The organism is Brevundimonas sp. T2-11 (genome assembly GCF_055397675.1).
This window is the reverse complement of the sequence record NZ_AP027920.1, coordinates 709,268-728,731: the sequence shown is the minus strand read 5'-3', so window position 1 is coordinate 728,731 and position 19,464 is coordinate 709,268. Positions and strand designations below refer to the sequence as shown.

General features: G+C 69.5%; 21 protein-coding genes. 8 read left to right on the top strand and 13 right to left on the bottom strand.

Annotation, left to right across the window (positions count from 1 at the left end; translation table 11 throughout):
* Positions 1–84 precede the first annotated feature (84 nt).
* On the bottom strand, positions 85–300 hold the full coding sequence (locus ACZ5XO_RS03590; protein WP_464163958.1) for a DUF4287 domain-containing protein: 216 nt from the start codon (positions 298–300) through the stop codon (positions 85–87).
* 125 nt (positions 301–425) lie between these two features.
* Between ACZ5XO_RS03590 and ACZ5XO_RS03585 the strand changes: the two genes are divergently transcribed.
* Both ACZ5XO_RS03585 and ACZ5XO_RS03580 read left to right on the top strand, forming a co-directional pair.
* Positions 426–1,445 carry a UbiA family prenyltransferase gene (locus ACZ5XO_RS03585; protein WP_464163957.1) on the top strand — a complete coding sequence of 340 codons (1,020 nt, stop codon included), beginning with the start codon at positions 426–428 and terminating at the stop codon, positions 1,443–1,445.
* Positions 1,446–1,467: 22 nt separating this feature from the next.
* Positions 1,468–2,298 carry a DUF3298 and DUF4163 domain-containing protein gene (locus ACZ5XO_RS03580; RefSeq protein WP_464163956.1) on the top strand — a complete coding sequence of 277 codons (831 nt, stop codon included), beginning with the start codon at positions 1,468–1,470 and terminating at the stop codon, positions 2,296–2,298.
* 154 nt (positions 2,299–2,452) lie between these two features.
* On the opposite strand, the gene ACZ5XO_RS03575 is transcribed toward ACZ5XO_RS03580, so the two are convergent.
* The 3 genes from ACZ5XO_RS03575 to ACZ5XO_RS03565 all read right to left on the bottom strand — a co-directional run bounded on the left by ACZ5XO_RS03575 (position 2,453) and on the right by ACZ5XO_RS03565 (position 4,135).
* Positions 2,453–3,388 carry an alpha/beta fold hydrolase gene (locus tag ACZ5XO_RS03575; protein WP_464163955.1) on the bottom strand — a complete coding sequence of 312 codons (936 nt, stop codon included), beginning with the start codon at positions 3,386–3,388 and terminating at the stop codon, positions 2,453–2,455.
* Between the two features lie 145 nt (positions 3,389–3,533).
* On the bottom strand, positions 3,534–3,731 hold the full coding sequence (locus ACZ5XO_RS03570) for a helix-turn-helix transcriptional regulator (protein WP_312780688.1): 198 nt from the start codon (positions 3,729–3,731) through the stop codon (positions 3,534–3,536).
* Entirely contained in the window at positions 3,731–4,135 is a 405-nt protein-coding gene (locus tag ACZ5XO_RS03565; RefSeq protein WP_464163954.1) for a hypothetical protein, read from the bottom strand. The genes ACZ5XO_RS03570 and ACZ5XO_RS03565 overlap by 1 nt, the downstream gene beginning before the upstream one ends.
* A 134-nt stretch (positions 4,136–4,269) precedes the next feature.
* On the opposite strand from ACZ5XO_RS03565, the gene ACZ5XO_RS03560 reads away from it, so the two are divergent.
* On the top strand, positions 4,270–4,932 hold the full coding sequence (locus tag ACZ5XO_RS03560; protein ID WP_464163953.1) for a class I SAM-dependent methyltransferase: 663 nt from the start codon (positions 4,270–4,272) through the stop codon (positions 4,930–4,932).
* On the opposite strand, the gene ACZ5XO_RS03555 is transcribed toward ACZ5XO_RS03560, so the two are convergent.
* The 4 genes from ACZ5XO_RS03555 to ACZ5XO_RS03540 all read right to left on the bottom strand — a co-directional run bounded on the left by ACZ5XO_RS03555 (position 4,929) and on the right by ACZ5XO_RS03540 (position 10,277).
* The gene (locus ACZ5XO_RS03555) at positions 4,929–6,380 is read right to left on the bottom strand and encodes a cryptochrome/photolyase family protein (RefSeq protein WP_464163952.1); all 1,452 of its coding nucleotides are present in this window, start codon (positions 6,378–6,380) and stop codon (positions 4,929–4,931) included. The two genes, ACZ5XO_RS03560 and ACZ5XO_RS03555, sit on opposite strands and share 4 nt — an antisense overlap.
* Before the next feature lie 54 nt (positions 6,381–6,434).
* A complete protein-coding gene (locus ACZ5XO_RS03550; protein WP_464163951.1) occupies positions 6,435–7,007 on the bottom strand; it encodes an NADPH-dependent FMN reductase in 573 nt (190 codons plus the stop codon).
* A gap of 87 nt (positions 7,008–7,094) precedes the next feature.
* The gene (locus ACZ5XO_RS03545) at positions 7,095–8,405 is read right to left on the bottom strand and encodes a nicotinate phosphoribosyltransferase (RefSeq protein WP_464163950.1); all 1,311 of its coding nucleotides are present in this window, start codon (positions 8,403–8,405) and stop codon (positions 7,095–7,097) included.
* Between the two features lie 6 nt (positions 8,406–8,411).
* Positions 8,412–10,277: a monovalent cation:proton antiporter-2 (CPA2) family protein gene (locus ACZ5XO_RS03540; protein WP_464163949.1), complete on the bottom strand. Its 1,866-nt coding sequence runs from the start codon at positions 10,275–10,277 to the stop codon at positions 8,412–8,414.
* A gap of 181 nt (positions 10,278–10,458) precedes the next feature.
* Between ACZ5XO_RS03540 and ACZ5XO_RS03535 the strand changes: the two genes are divergently transcribed.
* The 4 genes from ACZ5XO_RS03535 (at position 10,459) to ACZ5XO_RS03520 (ending at position 15,973) form a co-directional block, all read left to right on the top strand.
* Positions 10,459–12,300, top strand: a complete 1,842-nt coding sequence (locus tag ACZ5XO_RS03535) for a vWA domain-containing protein (RefSeq protein ID WP_464163948.1) — start codon at positions 10,459–10,461, stop codon at positions 12,298–12,300.
* An 80-nt stretch (positions 12,301–12,380) separates the two neighbouring features.
* Positions 12,381–12,794 carry a CBS domain-containing protein gene (locus tag ACZ5XO_RS03530; protein ID WP_464163947.1) on the top strand — a complete coding sequence of 138 codons (414 nt, stop codon included), beginning with the start codon at positions 12,381–12,383 and terminating at the stop codon, positions 12,792–12,794.
* 87 nt (positions 12,795–12,881) lie between these two features.
* A complete protein-coding gene (locus ACZ5XO_RS03525) occupies positions 12,882–13,460 on the top strand; it encodes a hypothetical protein (protein ID WP_464163946.1) in 579 nt (192 codons plus the stop codon).
* A gap of 110 nt (positions 13,461–13,570) precedes the next feature.
* Positions 13,571–15,973: a PAS domain-containing sensor histidine kinase gene (locus ACZ5XO_RS03520; RefSeq protein WP_464163945.1), complete on the top strand. Its 2,403-nt coding sequence runs from the start codon at positions 13,571–13,573 to the stop codon at positions 15,971–15,973.
* Between the two features lie 141 nt (positions 15,974–16,114).
* Here ACZ5XO_RS03520 and ACZ5XO_RS03515 read toward each other — a convergent pair whose 3' ends face one another.
* A complete protein-coding gene (locus ACZ5XO_RS03515; protein ID WP_464163944.1) occupies positions 16,115–16,603 on the bottom strand; it encodes a hypothetical protein in 489 nt (162 codons plus the stop codon).
* 16 nt (positions 16,604–16,619) lie between these two features.
* Here ACZ5XO_RS03515 and ACZ5XO_RS03510 point away from each other — a divergent pair, with 16 nt between their 5' ends.
* On the top strand, positions 16,620–16,985 hold the full coding sequence (locus ACZ5XO_RS03510; RefSeq protein WP_464163943.1) for a DUF7668 domain-containing protein: 366 nt from the start codon (positions 16,620–16,622) through the stop codon (positions 16,983–16,985).
* Positions 16,986–17,170: 185 nt separating this feature from the next.
* Here the strand turns inward: ACZ5XO_RS03510 and ACZ5XO_RS03505 are convergent, their stop codons facing one another.
* The 4 genes from ACZ5XO_RS03505 to ACZ5XO_RS03490 form a co-directional block, all read right to left on the bottom strand.
* The gene (locus ACZ5XO_RS03505; RefSeq protein ID WP_464163942.1) at positions 17,171–17,710 is read right to left on the bottom strand and encodes a periplasmic heavy metal sensor; all 540 of its coding nucleotides are present in this window, start codon (positions 17,708–17,710) and stop codon (positions 17,171–17,173) included.
* Complete coding sequence (locus ACZ5XO_RS03500; protein WP_464163941.1) at positions 17,707–18,132, bottom strand: hypothetical protein; 426 nt, start codon at positions 18,130–18,132, stop codon at positions 17,707–17,709. Before ACZ5XO_RS03500 ends, ACZ5XO_RS03505 begins: the two co-directional genes overlap by 4 nt.
* Positions 18,133–18,148: 16 nt before the next feature.
* Positions 18,149–18,730 carry an RNA polymerase sigma factor gene (locus ACZ5XO_RS03495; protein ID WP_464163940.1) on the bottom strand — a complete coding sequence of 194 codons (582 nt, stop codon included), beginning with the start codon at positions 18,728–18,730 and terminating at the stop codon, positions 18,149–18,151.
* A 62-nt stretch (positions 18,731–18,792) separates the two neighbouring features.
* Positions 18,793–19,434 carry an EF-hand domain-containing protein gene (locus ACZ5XO_RS03490; protein ID WP_464163939.1) on the bottom strand — a complete coding sequence of 214 codons (642 nt, stop codon included), beginning with the start codon at positions 19,432–19,434 and terminating at the stop codon, positions 18,793–18,795.
* Between the last annotated feature and the right edge of the window lie 30 nt (positions 19,435–19,464).

Sequence of the window (19,464 nt, the reverse complement as noted above, 5' to 3'; positions counted from 1 at the left end):
GCAACAGGTGACGAACAAGCGTCGCGGTGTCCAGCCCGTCTCTGAAACGTCATGTTCCGTCGCGGGGGCGTGGCGGGGCGGCGGCTATTTCCGCCCGTCTTCCGCCAGGGTGTGGGCCACGATGGCGTTGGCGTGGCCGTGGCCCATGTCGTGCTCGTCCTTGAGCATGGTCACCAGCTCCATGTGCTTGGCCGGATAGCGGGCGCGGACTTCCGCCTTCCACTCGGCGATCGGACGGCCGTACTTCTTCTCGATGGAGGGAAAATAGGACGCGGGGCCCTTGATCGGCTCTTCAGTCATCGTGGCTTCCTCCCGTTTGCGCGTCACTGGACGCGAGATCGCCCGGCGCTGCAAGCACCCTCGCATGACGCGGATCGGACGCGCCCTCTTCACCCGCGACGCCCTGAGGGTCTAAGACCCCTCTCATGAGCACAGCCCCGCTTCCAGACGCCGCCCGCCAGAACTGGGTGGACCGCTACGCCCCCGAGGGGTTGAAGCCGTGGCTGAAGCTGGGCCGCTTCGACCGCCCCATCGGCACATGGCTGCTGCTGCTGCCCGGCTGGCAGGGCATCATGCTGGCCCTGAACCAGTACGACCGGCCCTTCGGCGGCTATGAGCTGTGGCTGATCCTGGGCTTCGCCGTCGGCGCCTGCCTGATGCGCGGCGCCGGTTGCGCCGTGAACGACATCGTCGACCGCGACTTCGACGCCCAGGTGGCCCGCACCGCCCTGCGCCCCATCCCGGCGGGCCAGATCAGCGTCAAGCAGGCCTGGGCCTTCGTCGCCGGCCTGTCGCTGGTCAGCCTGTGCATCCTGCTGACCATGAACCTGATGTCGGTCCTGCTAGGCGCCCTGTCTCTGGGCCTGGTCGCGGCCTACCCCTTCATGAAGCGCATCACCTGGTGGCCCCAGGCCTGGCTGGGCCTGACCTTCAACTGGGGCGCCCTGCTCGGCTTCGCTGCGGCCACGGGCGGCCTGTTCTCACTCGGCTGGCTCTATGTGCTGGAGGTCCGCGCCAGCGGCGACGCCTACTGGATGGCCGAGGGCCTGAACCGGATGGGCCATGTCGCCCTGTCGGCGCTGCTGCTCTACGCCGGCGGCCTGTTCTGGACCCTCGGCTACGACACCATCTACGCGCTCCAGGACATCGAGGACGACGCCATGGCGGGGATCAAGTCCTCGGCCCGGCGGCTGGGCGCCCAGGTCAAGCCGGGCGTGGCGGTCTTCTACGCCCTGGCCGTCCTGCTGGCGGGCGCGGCGGGTTTCGCCGCCGGTCTCGGCTCCGTCTTCTACATCGGCCTGGCCGCCTACGCCCTGCATCTGGCCTGGCAGGTCAAGACCCTGAAGCCCGAGGACGGCGCCCTGGCCCTGCGCCTGTTCAAATCAAATCGTGAGGCCGGATTGATCCTTCTGGCCGCGATTGCGTTCAACGGCCTAGCTTACTGATCTCGCCCCAGGAGTACCCGGCATGATCCCCTCGCGTTCCGCTCGCATTCTTCTCGTCACCGTCGCCGTCGCGGCCTCGCTCGCCGCCTGCCAGCGCGCCGAAAAGAAGGAGGCCGAAGCGCCCAAGGCCGCCGCCGCCGTCGCCGCCGACGGCCCTCTGAAATACGAAAGCGCCACGCCCTACGCCAAGGTCAGCCTGACCCTGCCGGAAGCGATCAAGACCCAGCCCGAGCTCTACGCCAGCCTTTATCGTCAGGAAGTCGCCGACCTGGGCAAGTACGCCGAGGGCGCCCAGGCCGACCGCACCGAGGCCGGCGGCGACAGCGCCATGGGCCCCTATGAAAAGACCATCATCTATGGCGATCCGGTCCAGACCGGCCGCCTGTTCAGCGCCATGCGAACCGACTTCGACTATTCGGGCGGCGCCCACCCGAACACGGTCGCCACGGCCCTGCTGTGGGACAAGACCGAACGTCGCCGCATCAGCCCCGCCGACCTCTTCGCCAAGGGCGCCGACCTGTCGTCGCTGGAGCGCGCCTTGTGCGACGCCGTCAACACCGCCAAGAAGGGCCGCCCCGGCGCGACCCCGGTCAAGGTCGGCGGCGACACCTGGTCCTGCCCGAAACTGAAGGACGTGGCCGTGGTCCTGGCCCCCGGCGCGACGGCGGGCAAGGCCGGCGGCCTGACCTTCCTGCTCGACGCCTATGCCGTCGGCCCCTACGTCGAGGGCGCCTATTACCTCACCCTGCCCGCCTCGGCCTTCCAGAGCCTGCTGGCCCCGGCCTACGCCGCCGAGTTCGGCGGACAGCCGCTGAAGACCGGCGACGTCACCAACGACCTGCGGCCGAAATAAGGGCCAGAGCCACTCAATCCTCCCCCGTTCACGGGGGAGGGGGACATAGGCTCGCATTCAACGGCGCAAAACACCGCGCCCGCTGCTCGCCCCCTCCACCCCGCCGACTACGTCGTCGCGGTCCCGCTCCCCCGCTGCGCAGGGGAGGATCGCCCTACTTCAGAAACTCGTCCACCAGAGCATCCAGACGCTCCGGCTGGTCGTTCATGATGAAGTGGCGGCTGTCGTCGACGCGGACCAGCTTCACCCCCGGCAAGGCGGCGTATTCGCGGCTCCACATGCCGTCGGCCATGGCGCTCGGCACGCCGCCGTCGGCGTCCGCCGCATAGACGGCCCAGACCGGCGTGGTCATGGCCGCCAGCCCCGGCCGGGCGTCGGTCGTCATCACGTCGCGAATGGCCGAGGCCATGGCGTGACGATCCGACGTCATCGACCATTCGACCATGGCGGCGTGTCCCGCCTCGTTGCGCATCATGCCCCCCGCCGTGCGCTCCTGCTGGACCCGGTAACCCGCGGCGTCGGCGTTCAGAATGCCCGCCGCGGCCTGTTCGGCGAAGGGCCTGGCCGTCTCGGCCGTCGCGGTCGGGCCATAGAGGGCGCTGAAGAAGGGCAGGCTGTCCACGCTCATCAGCTTGCCGACCGTCTCGGGATGCTGCTGCGCCACCAGCAGCCCGGTCAGGCCGCCCATGGAATGGCCGATGATCGCAGGGCGGTTCAGGGTCGCGGCGTAGCGCGCCACCTCGTCCACCGCAGGCTGGACGAAGGCGCCGTCGCCATGCGTCCAGGCCTCGCCGGCGAAGCCCGCCAGTTGCACCAGATGCACCCGATGCGTCGTCGCCAGCCGCTCGGCCAGCGGCCGCCACACGTCCCGCGACGAGGCGAAGCCGGGGATCAGGATGACGTCGGGGCCGTCGCCCATCACCTCGACCGACAGGCGGTCCGATACGAAGGCGGGAGCCGCCGCCTGGGTCACGGCGACTTCGACCGGGGCGGCTTGCGCCGGCGAGACGATGTTTCCGGCGATCCAGCCGATGGCCGCGGCCAGGGCGTAGGCGCGAAGGGTCTTGGCGGGAGCGGAGATCTTGGACATGGCGTTTCCTTTCGATTGGACATGGCCCGCCGTCGCCCCCTGCGTTCAGGGCATGCGAGATCGCTTTCCGGGGCGAGCCTGGAAATGACGGCGGAAGGCAGGGACGAAAAAGTAAGGTTAAACTGACACGAAGGTCAGACGGGCGTCAGGCGTGGGGGTTCTCGAAGACCTCTTCCACCGGCCGCTCGAACAGGGCGGCGATCCGGTAGGCCAGGTCCAGCGAGGGGTCGTGCTTCTCGGTCTCCAGGGCGTTGACGGCCTGACGCGAGACCCCCAGGGCCTGACCCAGTTGCTCCTGGGTCCAGTTGCGCTCGACACGCAGCAGTTTCAGACGGTTCTTCATCAGTTCGACGACCGGATGAAGGGCGCGACGCAGCCGAACACGGCCCAGAACAGCGGATAGATCATCCAGCCCTCGGCGTGCGGCGCCCCGGCGAAGCTCTCGCCGAAACCCCAGGCGCTGAAGGCGGCCATGGCCACGCCCGCCGAGACGATGAACTGCTTGGCGGTCACGGCGCGGACGAACTCGTCGCTGTCGCGCATGAAGCTCAGCGTGGCCCAGATCTGACCGGCGATGGGCGCGGCCACCGTCAGGGCCAGGGCCCAGGCGGCCGGCGTGTTCTGGATCGTATCAAAGGCCCCGCCGATGGTCGCCAGCATGACGGCGACATAGCCGCCCATGAAGGCCATGGTGCGGATCACATAGCGGCGACCGGCGGGGGTGTTCTGCTTGCTCATCGTCAACATGGAAGGCGCTCCTGACTGAATGTAAGGCCTACCTTACTCAGCATTCATGTCATGTCAACCTGACTTTTCGTCAGGCGCGCCTGACCCCGCACAAGCCCCTCGCCGCCCGCCTCCTTCTGCCCTAGACAACCCCCATGCGCCTGACCCCCGCCAACGCCCCCGACTTCATCGCCGCCAACACCCGGCTGCAGGCCGTGCCGCACGCGCCGGAAATCTCGCTGTGGCTGGCGGACGAGATCACCCCCCTGTGGCGGCTGACCGAGGAAGAGCTGGGCGAAATGGGCCTGCCGCCGCCCTTCTGGGCCTTCGCCTGGGCCGGCGGTCAGGCCCTGGCCCGCTGGCTGCTGGACCACCCCGATCAGGTCGCGGGCAAGCGCGTCATCGACCTCGCCACCGGATCGGGCCTCGTCGCCGTCGCCGCCATGAAGGCGGGCGCCGTCAGCGTCCTGGCCGCCGACATCGACCCCTTCTGCGCCGCCGCCGTCGCCGCCAACGCCCGGTCCAACGGCGTCGAGATCGCCTTCACCGACGCCAACCTGCTGGACGCCCCGCCCCCGCCCGTCGACCTGATCTGCGCCGGCGACGTCTTCTATGAAAAGCCCATGGCCGAGGCGGTGCTGGTCTGGCTGAAACAGGCGCAAGCCAACGGAACCCGCGTCATCGTCGGCGACCCCGGCCGCACCTATTTCCCCAAGTCCGGCCTGACCCTGCTGGCCGAATACACCGTCCCTACCACCCGCGAGTTGGAAGACCAGGAGGTCAAACGCTCGCGCGTCTGGTCGCTGGATTCGATTTAAGCGTCGTCATCCCGACTGGCGCTGACCGTCTTCAGCGCCGCCAGCGCCCGCTCGCGGCCCTCGACGTGATCGACGATGGGCCGGGGATAGGTCGCGCCCAGCCTCACCCCCGCCTCGGCCAGAACCACAGGCGGCGCGGTCCACGGCGCATGCACCCACCGATCCGGCAATCCCGCCACCTCGGGAACCCAGCGCCGCACATAGCGGCCCGTCGGATCGAATTTCTCGCCCTGGGCGGTCGGGTTGAAGATGCGGAAATAGGGGGCGGCGTCCGCCCCTGAGCCCGCCACCCACTGCCAGTTCTGCACATTGCTGGCCAGGTCGGCGTCGGTCAGGCAGTCCCGGAACCAGGCCTCGCCCGCGCGCCAGTCGATCAGCAGGTGCTTGATCAGGAAGGATGCGACCACCATCCGCACCCGGTTGTGCATGGTCCCCGTCGCCCAAAGCTGACGCATCCCGGCGTCCACCAGGGGATAGCCCGTCCGCCCCGCCTTCCACGCCGCCAGCCCCTCGGCGTCGCCCCGCCACGGCATGGCGTCGTACTCGGACTTGAAGGCCCGCTCGGGCAGATAGGGGAAGTGGTGCAGCAGGTGGGCCGAAAACTCGCGCCAGCCGATCTCGGCGACGAACTTCTCCGCCTCCCCCGCCGGAACCCGGCCCTCGGCGGCGGCGGCGCGCACGGCCTCGATCGCCCGCCAAGGCCCGATCTCGCCCCAGTGCAGATGCGCCGCCAGACCGCTGGTTCCCGCCCGATCCGGCCGATCACGGTCGGTCGCATAGGTCTTCAGGCCCCCCGCGACGAAGGCGTCCAGCGCCGCCTGCGCCCCCGCCTCGCCCGGCGTCCCGACAAAGCCCGTCGACCAGTCCGGCCGCACCGGATGCAGGCCCCAGTCGTCGACCGCCTCGCTCGCCACGCCGTCCGGCACAGCCAAGGCTTTGGGCGCGGCCAGTCCCGCCGGGGCTTCAGCCGTCGTCAGTAGGGCTTTCAGAAACGGCGTGAACACCTTGTAGGGCTGGCCCGACCCGTTCAGCACCGCCCCCGGTCGGGCCATCAGGCTGGCGTTGAAGCCCCGGCATGCGACGCCCTCCGCCTTCAATCCATGAGCGATGTCGGCGTCGCGGGCGAAGGCCTCGGGTTCGAACAGGCGGTTCATGAAGACCTGATCGGCGCCCGTCTCCTCGATCAGACGCCGCAGTTCGGCCTCGGCGTCGCCGCGCCGCAGGATCAGCCGCCCGCCGCGCGCCCTCAGGTCCGCATCCAGCGCCCGCAAGCTCTTGTCCAGCCACCAGCGCGAGGCGGCGCCGATGGGCCGCCCCTCCAGCCGTTCATCCCGCACATAGACCGGCAGCACCGGCCGCCCCGTCGCCAGGGCGTGATGCAGGGCCGGGTTGTCGGCCAGCCGCAGGTCGCGGCGGAACCACAGGATGACGGGCGGGGGTGCGGGCAAGCGGCGGTCCTGACGTGGGCGAAACCCGGAATACGGCTCCGCTTCCCTGATGGATCAGGCGTCGCGCGGCAAGACGGTCAGCACCCGCGCCATGAACTGATGGAACTCCTCCATATAGTCGCGCAGGAACTGCTCGGTCGCAGGCACGCTGACATTGCCGTCGTCGTCGATCAGGCCCGGCTTGAACTGGATATAGGCCTCGGGCGCGTTCATCTGCGGCGCCTGCAGGAAGCCCAGGACGCTGCGCAGGCTCTGTTGCGCCACCGCAGTGCCGATGGCGCCGGGCGAGGTCCCGATCACCGCCGTCGCCTTGCGCGCGAAACTGTTGGTCCCATAGGGCCGGCTGGCCCAGTCGATGGCGTTCTTCAGCCCGCCGGGGATGGAACGATTGTATTCCGGCGTCACGATCAGGATGGCGTCCGAGCGTTTCAGGTCCGCCTTGAACCGGGTCGCCGCCTCGGGAAAATCGGCGTCGTAGTCGTAGGAATAGAGGGGCAGGTCCGCGAAGGAGACCTCGTGGAATTTCAGCTTCTCGGGCGCGACCTTGATCAGGGCCTTGGCCAGTTTCCGGTTGATCGAATTCCGGGCCAGGCTGCCGACGATATAGCCGACGTTATAGGTGGTCATGACGCGCATCCTGCTGGGCTGAAGCTAGGTTGAGACGACGCCGACCGCCGCCTCTGGCGAAATGCCCCACCAAGCTTGGCGGTTCCCTCAGACAACGACCGCCTGCCGCCCGCGCCCCGCCTCGCCGAAGACGCGGATGTAGCGCTCGATCTCGCCCCGGTCGCCGGTCGCCTTCTCGACATTGTCCGACAGCTTGACCGCCGAACGCCCGCCCGCCCGCGTCACCTTGCAGACCAGGGAAATCGGCGACAGCTCCGGCATGGGCGCGGGCGCGCAGTCGCGGAAGTCGTTGGTCAGATTGGTGCCCCAGCCGAAGCTGGTCCGCACCCGTCCCTTGAAGTGGGCGTGGGTCGCCTCGATCGTGTCCACATCCATGCCGTCGGCGAAGACCAGCAGTCGCTCACGCGGGTCACGACCCTGGGCCTTCCACCAGTTCAGGATCTCCTCCCCGCCCTCGACCGGCGGCGCGGAATCCGGCCGGAAGCCCTTCCAGTCGGCCAGCCAGTCGGGTGCGTCGGCCAGAAAGGCCCGCGTCCCGAAGGCGTCCGGCAGGGCCACCAGCAGATTGCCGTCATAGGTCGCCCGCCACTCCTCCAGCACCTGATAGGGCGCCCGTCGCAGCGCCGCATCGTCATCCCCCGCCAGGGCCGCCAGCACCATGGGCAGTTCGTGGCCGTTGGTGCCCACCGCCTCCAGGTCGTTGTTCATGGCCAGCAGGACGTTGGACGTGCCGATAAAGGCCTTGCCCAGCCCCTCCTTCAGCGCCTCGACGCACCAGCCCTGCCACAGAAAGCCGTGCCGTCGCCGCGTGCCGAAGTCCGAGATCGACAACGGCTCCAGCTCCCGCAGCCGCTCCACCTTGCCCCACAACCTGGTCTTGGCCCGGGCGTAGAGGACGTCCAGCTCGAACCGCCCCAGCCGGCGCAAGGCCTTGCGGCTGCGCAGCTCGTTCAGGATCGACAGGGCGGGAATCTCCCACAGGGTGACGTCCGCCCAACCGCCGGAAAACTCCAGCCTGAACTGCCCGTCCGCGCCGCGCGACAGGTCATACTCGGGCAGGCGATAATCGGCCAGCCAGGCCAGAAAGTCTGGGCTGAAGATCGACTTCACCCCATAGAAGGTGTTGCCGCCCAGCCAGATCAGCTCGCGGTTCGAGAACCGCAGCGTCCGCGCATGATCCAGCTGCGCCCGCAGCTCCGCCTCATCCACCTCCTCGGCCAGCCGCACCGACTTCGTGCGGTTGATGACGCTGAACGTCACCGGCACGTCGCGATGCTTGCGCCAGATCAGCTGCAGCATCAGCAGCTTGTAAAAGTCGGTGTCCAGCAGGCTGCGGACGATGGGGTCCAGCCGCCAGCCGTGGTCATAGGCCCGCTTGGCCAGATCGACGCTCGCCATGCCCGGTCAGTCCGCCTTCTGCGCCGCCGGTTCGATGATGGCTTCGGGCGGCGCCTCGTCCTCGTTGACCAGACGGCCCTCGCGGTGCGGCTTGATATAGGGCGTCGGCTGCGGCGTCGGCATATTGCCCCGGATCAGGGCCGCGCCGGCCTTCAGCCCGCCGGTCAGGTCCAGATCCAGACGCGCCTCGTCGCGACGGCGCACGTCGGCGATGACGTCGGCGACCTCGTCCTCCGGCACGCCCAGCTCCTCCAGCACGGCCTGACCGAAGCGGAGCGCCGATTCAAAGGTCTCGCGCACCTGATAGTCGACGCCCGCCTGGATCAGACGCAGCGAATGGCCCCGGTCGAACGACCGGACCAGCAGCTTGACGCCCGGAAACTCCGACTTGACCAGTTGCACGATCTTGTCGGCGGCCTCAGGCTTGTCGACGCAGACCAGCACCGCCTCGGCCTTGCCCGCGCCCGAGGCCCGCAGCGTGTCCAGCCGCGTCCCGTCGCCGTAATAGACCTTGAAGCCGAAGTTCCCGGCCGCCTGGATCATCTCGACGTCGTTCTCGATGATCGACACGTCCACGTCGCGCGCCAGCAGGGGCTGGGACACCACCTGGGCGAAGCGGCCGAAACCGATGATCAGCACCCGCCCGCGCAGACCCTCGGCGGCGTCCACGCCCTCGGCCTCTTCCGGCGACAGGCTCGCTTCCTTGGGCAGGAAGCGCTTCAGCGCCAGGGTGGTCAGCGGCGTCAGGGCCATGGACAGGATGACAATGGCCGTCAGGGCCGCGCTGGCCTGGGCGTCGATCACCCCGGCCGTGGCGGCCGCGCTATACAGGACAAAGGCGAACTCCCCGCCCTGTGCGAACAGGGCCGCCCGTTCGATCGCCTCATGATGACGCGCCTTGAACAGCCGGGCGACCACATAGATGACCAGGGCCTTGACCACCATGAAGGCGGCCAGACCGGCCAGAACCACACGCCAGTCGCTGATCACCACCCCGATGTCCAGCGCCATGCCGACCGACAGGAAGAAGAGGCCCAGCAGGATGGCGCGGAACGGCTCGACGTCGGCTTCCAGCTGATGCCGGAAGGTCGAGTCCGACAGTAGGACCCCGGCCAGGAAAGCGCCCATGGCCATCGACAGGCCGACCTCGTCCATGATCCAGGCCGTGCCCGCCACCACCAGCAGGGCGGCGGCCGTCATCACCTCGCGCCCGCCGTTGCGGGCCAGGAAACGGAAGACCGGATTGATGGCGTAGACGCCCACGACCAGCACGCCCGCCAGGGCCGCCAGGGCCAGGCCGATCGACTGCCACAACGGCGTCGTGCTCTCGGCCGACTGCCCCATCGAGGCGCCCAGCAGGGCGACAATGGCCAGCAGGGGCACGATGGCCAGGTCCTCGAACAACAGGATGGACACGGCCCTCTGGCCGCTCGGCGTCGGCAGGTCGCCCCGCTCTTCCAGCATCTGCACGATGACGGCGGTCGAGGACATGACGAAGCCCATGGCGCCGACAAAGGCCACCGGCGCCGACACCCCCGCCGCCATGGCGACCAGGGTCAGGGCCAGACCCGCCAGCCCGACCTGGGCCGCGCCCAGACCGAAGATCTCGTTGCGCATCCCCCAAAGACGCTTGGGCCGCATCTCCAGACCGATGATGAACAGGAAGATGACCACGCCGAACTCGGCGACGTGCAGGATGGTCTCCGGCTCGCGGAACAGGGCCAGACCGAAGGGCCCGATGGCCACGCCCGCCGCCAGATAGCCCAGCACCGAGCCCAGCCCCAGCTTGCGGAAGACCGGCACCGCCACGACCCCCGCCGCCAGCAAGGCGGCCACATGGCCCAGATCCAGTCCTGTCGAAGCCTCGGCCATCGCTCACCCTTCTGCTTGAAGCCTTCATTGTGGGGGCGAAGCGTCGCGATTGCGAGGGGTCATGCACACGCGGCGTCCGCGCCACACCCAGTCGCCCTCGGACCGCGCGCGGATTCCTCGCCACAGTTCCGCCGAACATCGTCATCCTATTAAGCGAGACAGGGATGGAGGAGATCATTCGATGCCCAATCATAATCCGTCAGGGCGCCGCCCGCCGAACATGGCCCTGGCCGCCGTCGCCGCCCTGATGACCGCCGCGCCCGCGCCTGTCATGGCGGCCCCCGTCCCGGTTCCGGCCCAGGGCGACGGAACGCCGACCGAAGCCGCCTGCCGCGCCTTCGGCTTCGACCTGGGCGCACAGACCCGTCCGCCGATCCTGCACCGCGCCAGGCCCGCCCCTTCGTCGTCTGTTCAACCGATGGGGCCGGAGAGTCGAGCCGAGTATGCGGCCCCGCCGCCTCCACCCTCGCCTCCCCCGCCTCCCCCGCCTCCCCCGCCGCCGCCGCCCGGTTCGGCGATCAATGACGTGACCGTCAGCGGCTCGCGGATCGCGCCACGCCCGCCCGGCGTCCCGACGGCCCCGCCCGTCAGCACCGAACGCTATCCCGACGCCACGCCCAACCCGGTCAAGCGCACGGCGGAACAGCCCGTCTCGACCTTCTCCATCGACGTGGACACCGCCGCCTACGCCAACGTCCGGCGCTTCATCGACAACGGCGGCGCCCCGCCGCGCGACGCCGTTCGCGTCGAGGAGATGATCAACTACTTCGACTACGGCTACGCCCGTCCGACCTCGGCGGCGCGGCCCTTCGCCGTCACCACCGCCGTGGCCGCCTCGCCCTGGGCGCCGGGCCGCCAGATCGTCCATGTCGGCCTGCAGGGCTATGAGCTGCCCGAAGGTCAGCGTCGCCCGCTGAACCTGACCTTCCTCGTCGACGTGTCGGGCTCGATGAACAGCCCTGACAAGCTGGACCTGGCCAAGCAGTCGATGAACCTGATCATCGACCGCCTGCGGCCTCAGGACCGCGTCGCCGTGACCTATTACGCCGAGGGCGCCGGCACGACCCTGGCCCCCACCTCGGGCGATCAGAAGCTGAAGTTGCGCTGCGCCGTCGCCTCCCTGCGCGCCTCCGGCGGCACGGCGGGCGCCACCGGCATGACCAACGCCTATGACCAGGCCCAGGCCAGCTTCGGCCGCGACAAGGTCAACCGCATCCTGATGTTCACCGACGGCGACTTCAACGTCGGCGTGACCGACGACAAGCGGCTGGAGGACTACGTCGCCGACAAGCGCAAGACGGGCGTCTATCTGTCCGTCTACGGCTTCGGGCGCGGCAACTACCAGGACGCCCGCATGCAGGCCATCGCCCAGGCCGGCAACGGGACCGCGGGCTACGTCAGCGACCTGAAGGAGGCCCGCCGCCTGTTCGGCCCCCGGTTCGACAAGGGCGCCTTCCCCATCGCCGACGACGTCAAGATCCAGATCGAGTTCAATCCCGCCCGCGTCGCTGAATGGCGGCTGATCGGCTATGAAACCCGCCTGCTGAACGAGGAAGACTTCAACAACGACGCCATCGACGCGGGCGAGGTCGGCTCGGGCGCATCCGTCACCGCCCTCTATGAAATCACCCCCGTCGGCGGCCCGACCCAGATCCCGGAGCGTCGCTATTCCGACAATCGCGTCACGACCGGCGGCGGCGACGCCAAGGGCGAGATCGGCTTCATTCAGGTCCGCTACAAACAGCCCGGCGCCGCCCGCTCCGAACTGATCCAGCAGGTTCTGACCAACCCCGCCGACGGCTCCGTCAGCGCCCGGCCGCCCGAAGCCGCGCGCTGGGCCATGGCGGTCGCCGCCTTCGCCCAGAAACTGCGCGGCGATCCGTGGATGAACGCCGACTACGGTTGGGACGCCATCCTCGACCTGGCCCAGGGCGCGCGCGGCGAGGACCCCTACGGCGACCGCGCCGAGTTCGTGCAACTGGTCCGCGCCGCCCAGACCCTGCCCGAACGGCGGGAGCCCTGATCCGGTCGGGTCCGGAACCGGCTCCGCTCGCGCGGGTTCCTGACCTCAAGCCAGACAGATGGTCGGCCAGGGAGAGACCCATGAAGATCCGCGACGTGATGAGCAAGGACGTGCAGGTGGCCCGTCCCAACGACACCCTTCAGGAAGTCGCCGCCCGCATGGCGGCGGGCGATTTCGGCTTCATCCCCGTGGCCGACGGCGAGAACCTGGTGGGCGCCCTCACCGATCGCGACATCACGGTGCGCGCCGTGGCCTCGGGCGCCGCGCCGACCGCCCGAGTGGTCGAGTTCCTCAGCCGCGACGCCCTGGTCGTCCGCGCCGACGACGACCTGAAGGCCGCGCTGGACCTGATGAGCTCGCGTCAGGTCCGCCGCCTGCCGGTGGTGGACAAGGACGGCCGTCTGGTCGGAGTGGTCTCGCTGGGCGACCTGTCGACGCGGGTCAAGGAACGCTACGCCGGCGAGGCCCTGGAAGAGATCTCCCGCCCCGCCTGACCCGCCTTTACCGCTCGCTAACCACGACGCGGAACCCGACGATAACCGCTGGCGCGCCATGCTGCCCCCTTCGCAGGGGAGATCCGCATGGCGCGCGCGCAGTTCCAGAAGGGCCAGAAGGTCTGGGTCGAGAGCGTCGGCGCCTGGGCCCAGGTCGAAAAGGTCCTGCCCGTCTGGGCCAAGGGCTTCGACGAGCCGGTGCGCATCACCTACGAGGTCGGCCTGGGCCGCGAGTTCCAGGCCGCCGAGCTGCAGCTTCCCGCCGAGGACGCATCGGCCGCCGTCCTGGGCGACTGGCGCGTGCTGCGCGCCCGCAACAAGTGGCAGGAACCGGCCGACTGCGCCCACCACCCCTTCCCCGGCTCCTACCCGGTCGTCGTCACGGACAAGGCCGACTGGGGCGGCTGGCGCGTGCCGGGCGCCGAGTACGACCGCGATCCCGAACGCATCGAGTTCCAGTCGCGCCTGATCGCCGCCGCGCCCGACCTGATGGATCTGGCCCGCGAACTGGTCGAGACCGTCTCCGAAGCCCCCGACGACGCCCCGCCGGAAAGCCTGCACCTGGCGCGCCGCGCCCGCGACGTCCTGCGTCAGATCACCGACGTCCTGGCCGCGCCCGGCGACATTCCGCGCGCCGCGGCCGCCCACGCCGAAGACGCCGCCTGAGTCTTTCCTGCATCTGTTCGCCCCTAAGGTGAACAGCCCGCCTCGCCGGGCCTCGACAGGAATCCGCGACGCAGCCTAGATTCCCTCTCGTTCAGGATGAGAGGGTCGGCTTGCAGGGCACGGAGCGCCGCAGCTATCAGCCGGGCCGACGGGCCACGGATCAGACCACCGCACGCGGCGTGCCGTGGGTGCGCGCCCTATTGCTCGCCGTCGCCCTGGTCATCACCGCCTACGCCCTGCTGGTCATCCGCGACGACGGGCGTCCCGACCGTGAAGCCCGGGCGATCAAGGTCGAGGCCCTGACCCTGGAAGCCCGCCTGGCCGCCAGTCAGATCACCACGCGCCTCGCCCTGACCGACCGCGCCCTGGCCCTCGTCGCCCGCGAAATGGCCGAACACCCGTCCCAGGCGGTCGAGGCTCTGGATCGCGCCCGCGCCGTCGCCCCCGAGGCCGCCTTTGTCATCACCGACAAGGACGGAAGGATCTTGGCCGCAGCGGGCGGCAAGACCGACGCCGAAGCCCAGGCCGCCGCCCGGACCTCGACCGCCTACGCCCTGCATGACGACGCCCTGCTGACGCGCCGCCCGATGGCCGACGGCCGCGCCATCACCGCCCGCACCCCCCTGCCCGATCTCAAGACCACCCTGACGGGCGCCCGTCTGAGCGTCGTCCCCACGGGTCAGGCGCCCGCCGACGTCGGTCGTCCGGTCAAGGGCGCGGACGGCCAGGTCCGTCTGACCGCCTCGGCCGCCGTGAACCCGGCCGGCCATACCGTCGTCGCCGCCATGCCCGCGTCCGGCGGCCTGTCCGCCTGGCTGGACGACGCCTGGATGCTGGCCGTCCCCCTGCTTCTGGTTCTGCTGATGCTCGCCGTCCTGGCCGTCCAGAACTGGCGTCAGGCCCGCGCCGGTCGCCAATGGGCCGACACCGAGCGCCGCTTCCGGGTCGCCGTCGAAGCCGCCCGCTGCGGCGTCTGGGAATGGGATCTGGCGCGCGGCGAGGTCGTCCTGTCCGACTACATGGCCGCCATGCTGGAGGTCGAACCCGGCCAGGCCCTGACCACCCAGGCCCTGATCGAGAAGGTCCATCCGCGTTATCGCGAGACCCTGGTCGACGCCCTCGACCGGGCCGCCGCCGACGGCGTCTTCGACGTCACCTTCCCCGTCCCGCTCAAGTCCGGCGGCGTCCGCTGGATCGACGCCCGCGGCCAGTCGCGCCAGCCGCGACGCGACGCGGGCTTCACCAGCCTGCTGGGCGTGGCCCTCGACATCACCGAGGCCCGCCGCTCCAAGGCCCAGGCCCAGGCCGCCGAGAACCGCCTGCGCGACGGCATCGAAAGCGTCTCCGACGCCTTCGTCCTGTTCGATCGCCAGGGCCGCCTGATCCTGTGGAACCAGGCCTTCCAGGACGCCTTCGCCTTCCCCACCGGCGTCGTCGTGCGCGGCGCCCAGAAGGACGCCCTCAATCAGATCGCCGCCGAGGCCGTCAAGGCGGAGCATCCCTCGGCCAGCGGCCGTGCGGGCGTGCGCGAGGTCGAACTGAAGGACGGCCGCTGGCTGCAGATGGCTGAACGCTTCACCGGCGACGGCGGCACGGTCGTCATCGCCGCCGACATCACCGTCATCCGCCGTCAGGAAGCCGAACGCCGCCGCGCCGCCGACGAACTGCGCGCCATGGTGGTCGAACTGGAGGACCGCGAGGCCAAGCTGCAGTTGCTGGCCCGCAAGTACGAGGTCGCCATGACCCGCGCCGAGGCCGCCAACCAGGCCAAGTCCGAGTTCCTGGCCAATATGAGCCACGAACTGCGCACCCCGCTGAACGCCATCAACGGCTTCTCGGAGATCATGGCCGGCGAGATGTTCGGCCCCCTCGGCGACAAGCGCTACAAGGGCTACGCCGCCGACATCCACCAGTCGGGCCAGCACCTCCTCAGCCTGATCAACGACATCCTCGACATGGCCAAGATCGAGGCCGGCAAGCTGACCCTCCACTATGAGGCCGTCTCGCTGAACGGCCTGTGCAACGACGCCATCCGCCTGATGCGCGGCAGAGCCATGGAGTCCGGCCTGACCCTCGGCCTGGTCGCGCCCGACGCCGTTCAGGTCGAGGCCGACCATCGCGGCCTGAAACAGGTGATGCTGAACCTCATCTCCAACGCGGTGAAGTTCACGCCCGAGGGCGGCGCCGTCACCGTGACCGTCGCGGCCCACGACGCCGATCATGTCCGCGTCTCGGTGACCGACACCGGCATCGGCATCGCCGCCGCCGACCTTGAACGCCTGGCCCAGCCCTTCGAACAGGTCGAGGGCCAGCACTCCAAGACCACCCAGGGCACCGGCCTGGGTCTGGCCCTGACCAAGTCCCTGATCGAGCTGCATCGCGGCCGCATGACCATCGAGAGCGAACCCGGCCACGGCACCACCGTCTGGTTCGACCTCCCCCTCCGCGCACCCGAAGGCGCCATGGCCCCCGTCGGCGCGCCGGTGCAACGCGTTCAGCCGCAGGCGGCCTGAGGCGCTAGCACCCGCCCGCCGTCATTCCGGGGCGCGCAGCGAACCCGGAACCCAGACGGCGGACGCTTTCCTGCCACAGCCTCAATGATCGCCGGACGCCCATCTGGGACGGGCACGACTGCTGTCGAACCCTTACGGGCGTTAGAACTGACGTTCCAACTTCCAATCGACAGCCAGACATTCGAACGTGCTGTCTCTCAAATAGAAGAGGAAGTGCCTGGGCGCGCGCGGATTGTGCACCTCAACCCACCCGCCCTCATCGAGAGGGGGGACGCCTTCGCGCACCTCGTAAAACTCTCCCCAAACGGGAGCTTCCGGATACCGGCCCAGGCCCTCGTACCAAGCGTGGTCATTTTCCTCGCCTAGGCGATAGTGACTCACATCGGAAAAGCGAATGGCTGCTCGCTCTCCTTCTGCCGCTGCGAACTGAAACCGATTCAATCTGAATGAAAGCACTAGCTCGTAAACATGCAGATCAAGCCTCTCGTCTGGCACATTCGGATCAGCATTCCAGCCGTCGTTCAGTTTGATGAAGCGGGTTGTCATCGGGACATTATGAAGACCAAGATGGCCGCCAACCACCTTTAAGCGAACTCCGCTTTGCGACCCTATTGCAGCCTTCAGCGCCACTCGGCATGTTACGCTGATGCTTGCACAAGACGGCAAAGAACACCCCGTACCCGAGGAGCTTCGACCCCGCTTTCGGGAACTGGCAGCAGCCTTCGCCGCTGGCGATTTTCAACTTTCGAGGCACATGCTCGATGGGGTTGCACCAATCGATGGGGACACTGCTCAGTTCATTGCGCGTCAGATCGCCAGCTACGGCGCTATGTTAGCACCACTAAGCGACAAGGTTTGGCAGCGTTCAGTCTATCTCTGGATGGACGGCTACTGGGAGTTCGTGATCGACCTGAGCACCACCGAGGAGTCTGTTAGCGACTTGGCTCTCCACGCCAAACTCTACGACGATCAATATGGTCGAATCGAAGTCTCGTCTGTTCACGTGCCCTAGGCCCGTGATCCTCCCCTGCGAAGCGGGGGAGGGGGACCATGCGAAGCATGGTGGAGGGGGCGAGACCAGACGCTGACAGTTAATCTCACACGCCCGGCCTTCGAGACGCTTCAACTGCGGTAGAGGCATCCGCCCCCTCCACCGCCTGCGGCGGTCCCCCTCCCCCGTAGAGAACGGGGGAGGATTTAGGAGCCCTGCCTTGCTTGAACCGCCGTCTCCGCCGGCACCGCTCCCGCCTCCGCCTCCGCCTTCTCAGGCTTGCGCGCCTCCCGCTTCGCCTTGTGGCGCGACAGGATGGGGGCCAGGGCCTTGCGGTCCTCGGGGCTGAGGCGGTTCAGGGTCTCGACCGCCCCGGTCTCCAGCCGCGAGCGACCGCGCGCCTCGGACGCCCGCGAGCGCTCCAGCAGGGCGGCGACCGCCACCGGATCAAAGGTCTCGCCGCCGGTCAGGGCGATGGCCTCGCGCCGCGCCGCCCGCGCTTCTTCAAAGTCGGGCCGCGCCTGCATGGCGGCGGCGCGCAGCTGCGCCTTGACCTGATCGCGCACGGCCGGGTCCATCCGCTCGATCACGTCCCAGACCGGCTCGCTGCGGCCCGGCTTGTGCGCCTCGGCGATGCGGTGCTCGATCTTGTCGCGCGACACCCAGACGGCGCCGACGGCGGCCGCCGCGAAGACGTTGAGGGCGACCGAAACGGCCAGGGCGATCTTCAAACTGCGCGACGTCATCCGCCCAGAACCTCCGTGTCGTCCGCGCCGGTCAGGCTGGCTTGATACAGCACCGCGTCCGCCTGGACGTCGGCGGTCATGTGGCTGGTCAGATTGATCCCGAACACCACCCCGGCGCAGGCCGCCGCCGCCCATCCGGCGCCCGACAGCCAGGCCAGAGGCCCGGGTCCGCGACGACGCGCGCGCAGACCCGCCCCCGCCGCGCCGGCGATCACCGCCTCGCGCAGGGCGTGCGACGCGACCGGACGCGGCGCGGCGTCCAGCAGGGCGTCCAGCCCGTCCGCCTCGCGCAGCAGGGCCGCTGCGCGCGGGTCCGCATCCCGCAGCACGCGCGCCGCCTCGCGCTCGGCCTCGGGCCAGCGCCGCAGGTCGCCGCCATAGGCGTCGGCCAGATGTTCAAAACGCTCGTACGTCATCGTCATGGTTCCAGCCCCCGCCTTACCCATTCGCCGCTCTCGCCGCATTCGGCGCGTTCGGAGCCATGTCCGCCAGCGCCGTCCGCAACGCCCGCCGTCCACGCGACAGCAGGCTCTCCAGGGCCTCGACGCTGACGTGCATCAGCCCCGCCGCCTCGATATTTCCCAGTTCCTGATAGTGACACAGGACAATGGCCTCGCGCTGCCGTTCCGGCAGTTTCGCCAGAGCCGCCTCGACCCGCGCCCCGGTCTCCAGGGCCAGCAGACCCCGGTCCGGCGCCGGGCCGTCGTCAGGCCGATCCGGCGGCGCCTCCGTCGCGATCTCGCGCCGACGCCGCAGCCGGTCGTAGCAGAGGTTCAGCCCCACCCGGTGCAGCCAGGTGTCGAACTTCGCCTGCCCCGGCGTCCAGCGCGGCGCCTGACGCCAGGCTCTCAGCATCGCCTCCTGCGCCACGTCCTCAGCCTCCGTCGCGTCGCCCAGCATCCGCTGCGCCAGCGTCAGCATGCGCGGCAGCTTGCGAGCGACCATGGCCTGGATCGCCGCGGGGTCGCCCTGACCCACGCGCCGCACCAGTTCCTCGTCGGGGTCGGCGGTCTTCGCCAATCCAGCCTCTTTCGCCGTTCACGAAACGGGCCGACGGCTGCACCGCCTTCCCCGACATCACCCTACTCCGAAGCGGGCGTCGAAGGCGACGCCGCCGGAGCCGCCTGGCGCCGTTCCTGGCGCTTCTGGCGCATTTCAGCGCGACGCGCTTCCATGCCCGCACGGCGCTCCTCGACCGTCAGCGTCCCGTCGCGGTCAGCGTCCAGACGCGTGAAGGCCTCGGTCGCCTTGCGCTCAGCCTCGGCGATCACGATCGGGAAACGGCCTTCGCCGCCCCGCGCCATGCGCTCGGCCCCACGATGCATGCCGCCGCGATGACCGCGACCGGCGTGCTCGGCGCGCTGGCCACGCTCGCCTCTCCCGGCCCGCTGGCCGTCCGCGCGCGGCGCCTCGAACTCGGCCCGGCTGATCGAGCCGTCCTTGTTCGCGTCCAGACGCTCGAACAGGGCGGCGCGGCGTTCGGCGCGCTTGGCCTGACCGGCCGCGCGCATTTCTTCGGCCGTGACCGTGCCGTCACGATTGGCGTCGGCGGCGCGCAGGCGCTCCACCCGTCGCTGGACAAAGTCCGCCTGCGTCACCGGCTGGGCCATGGCCGCGCGCGCCGGGCGCTGCGGCGCGGCGGGCGCAGCAGTCTGGGCCACGGCCACGCCGCCGAAAGCGGTCAGAAAGGCGATGGCGGCCGCGCCGCCAAGGGTCTTGTTCATCTCGATGGTCTCCACGGGCCGGGGCCCGAA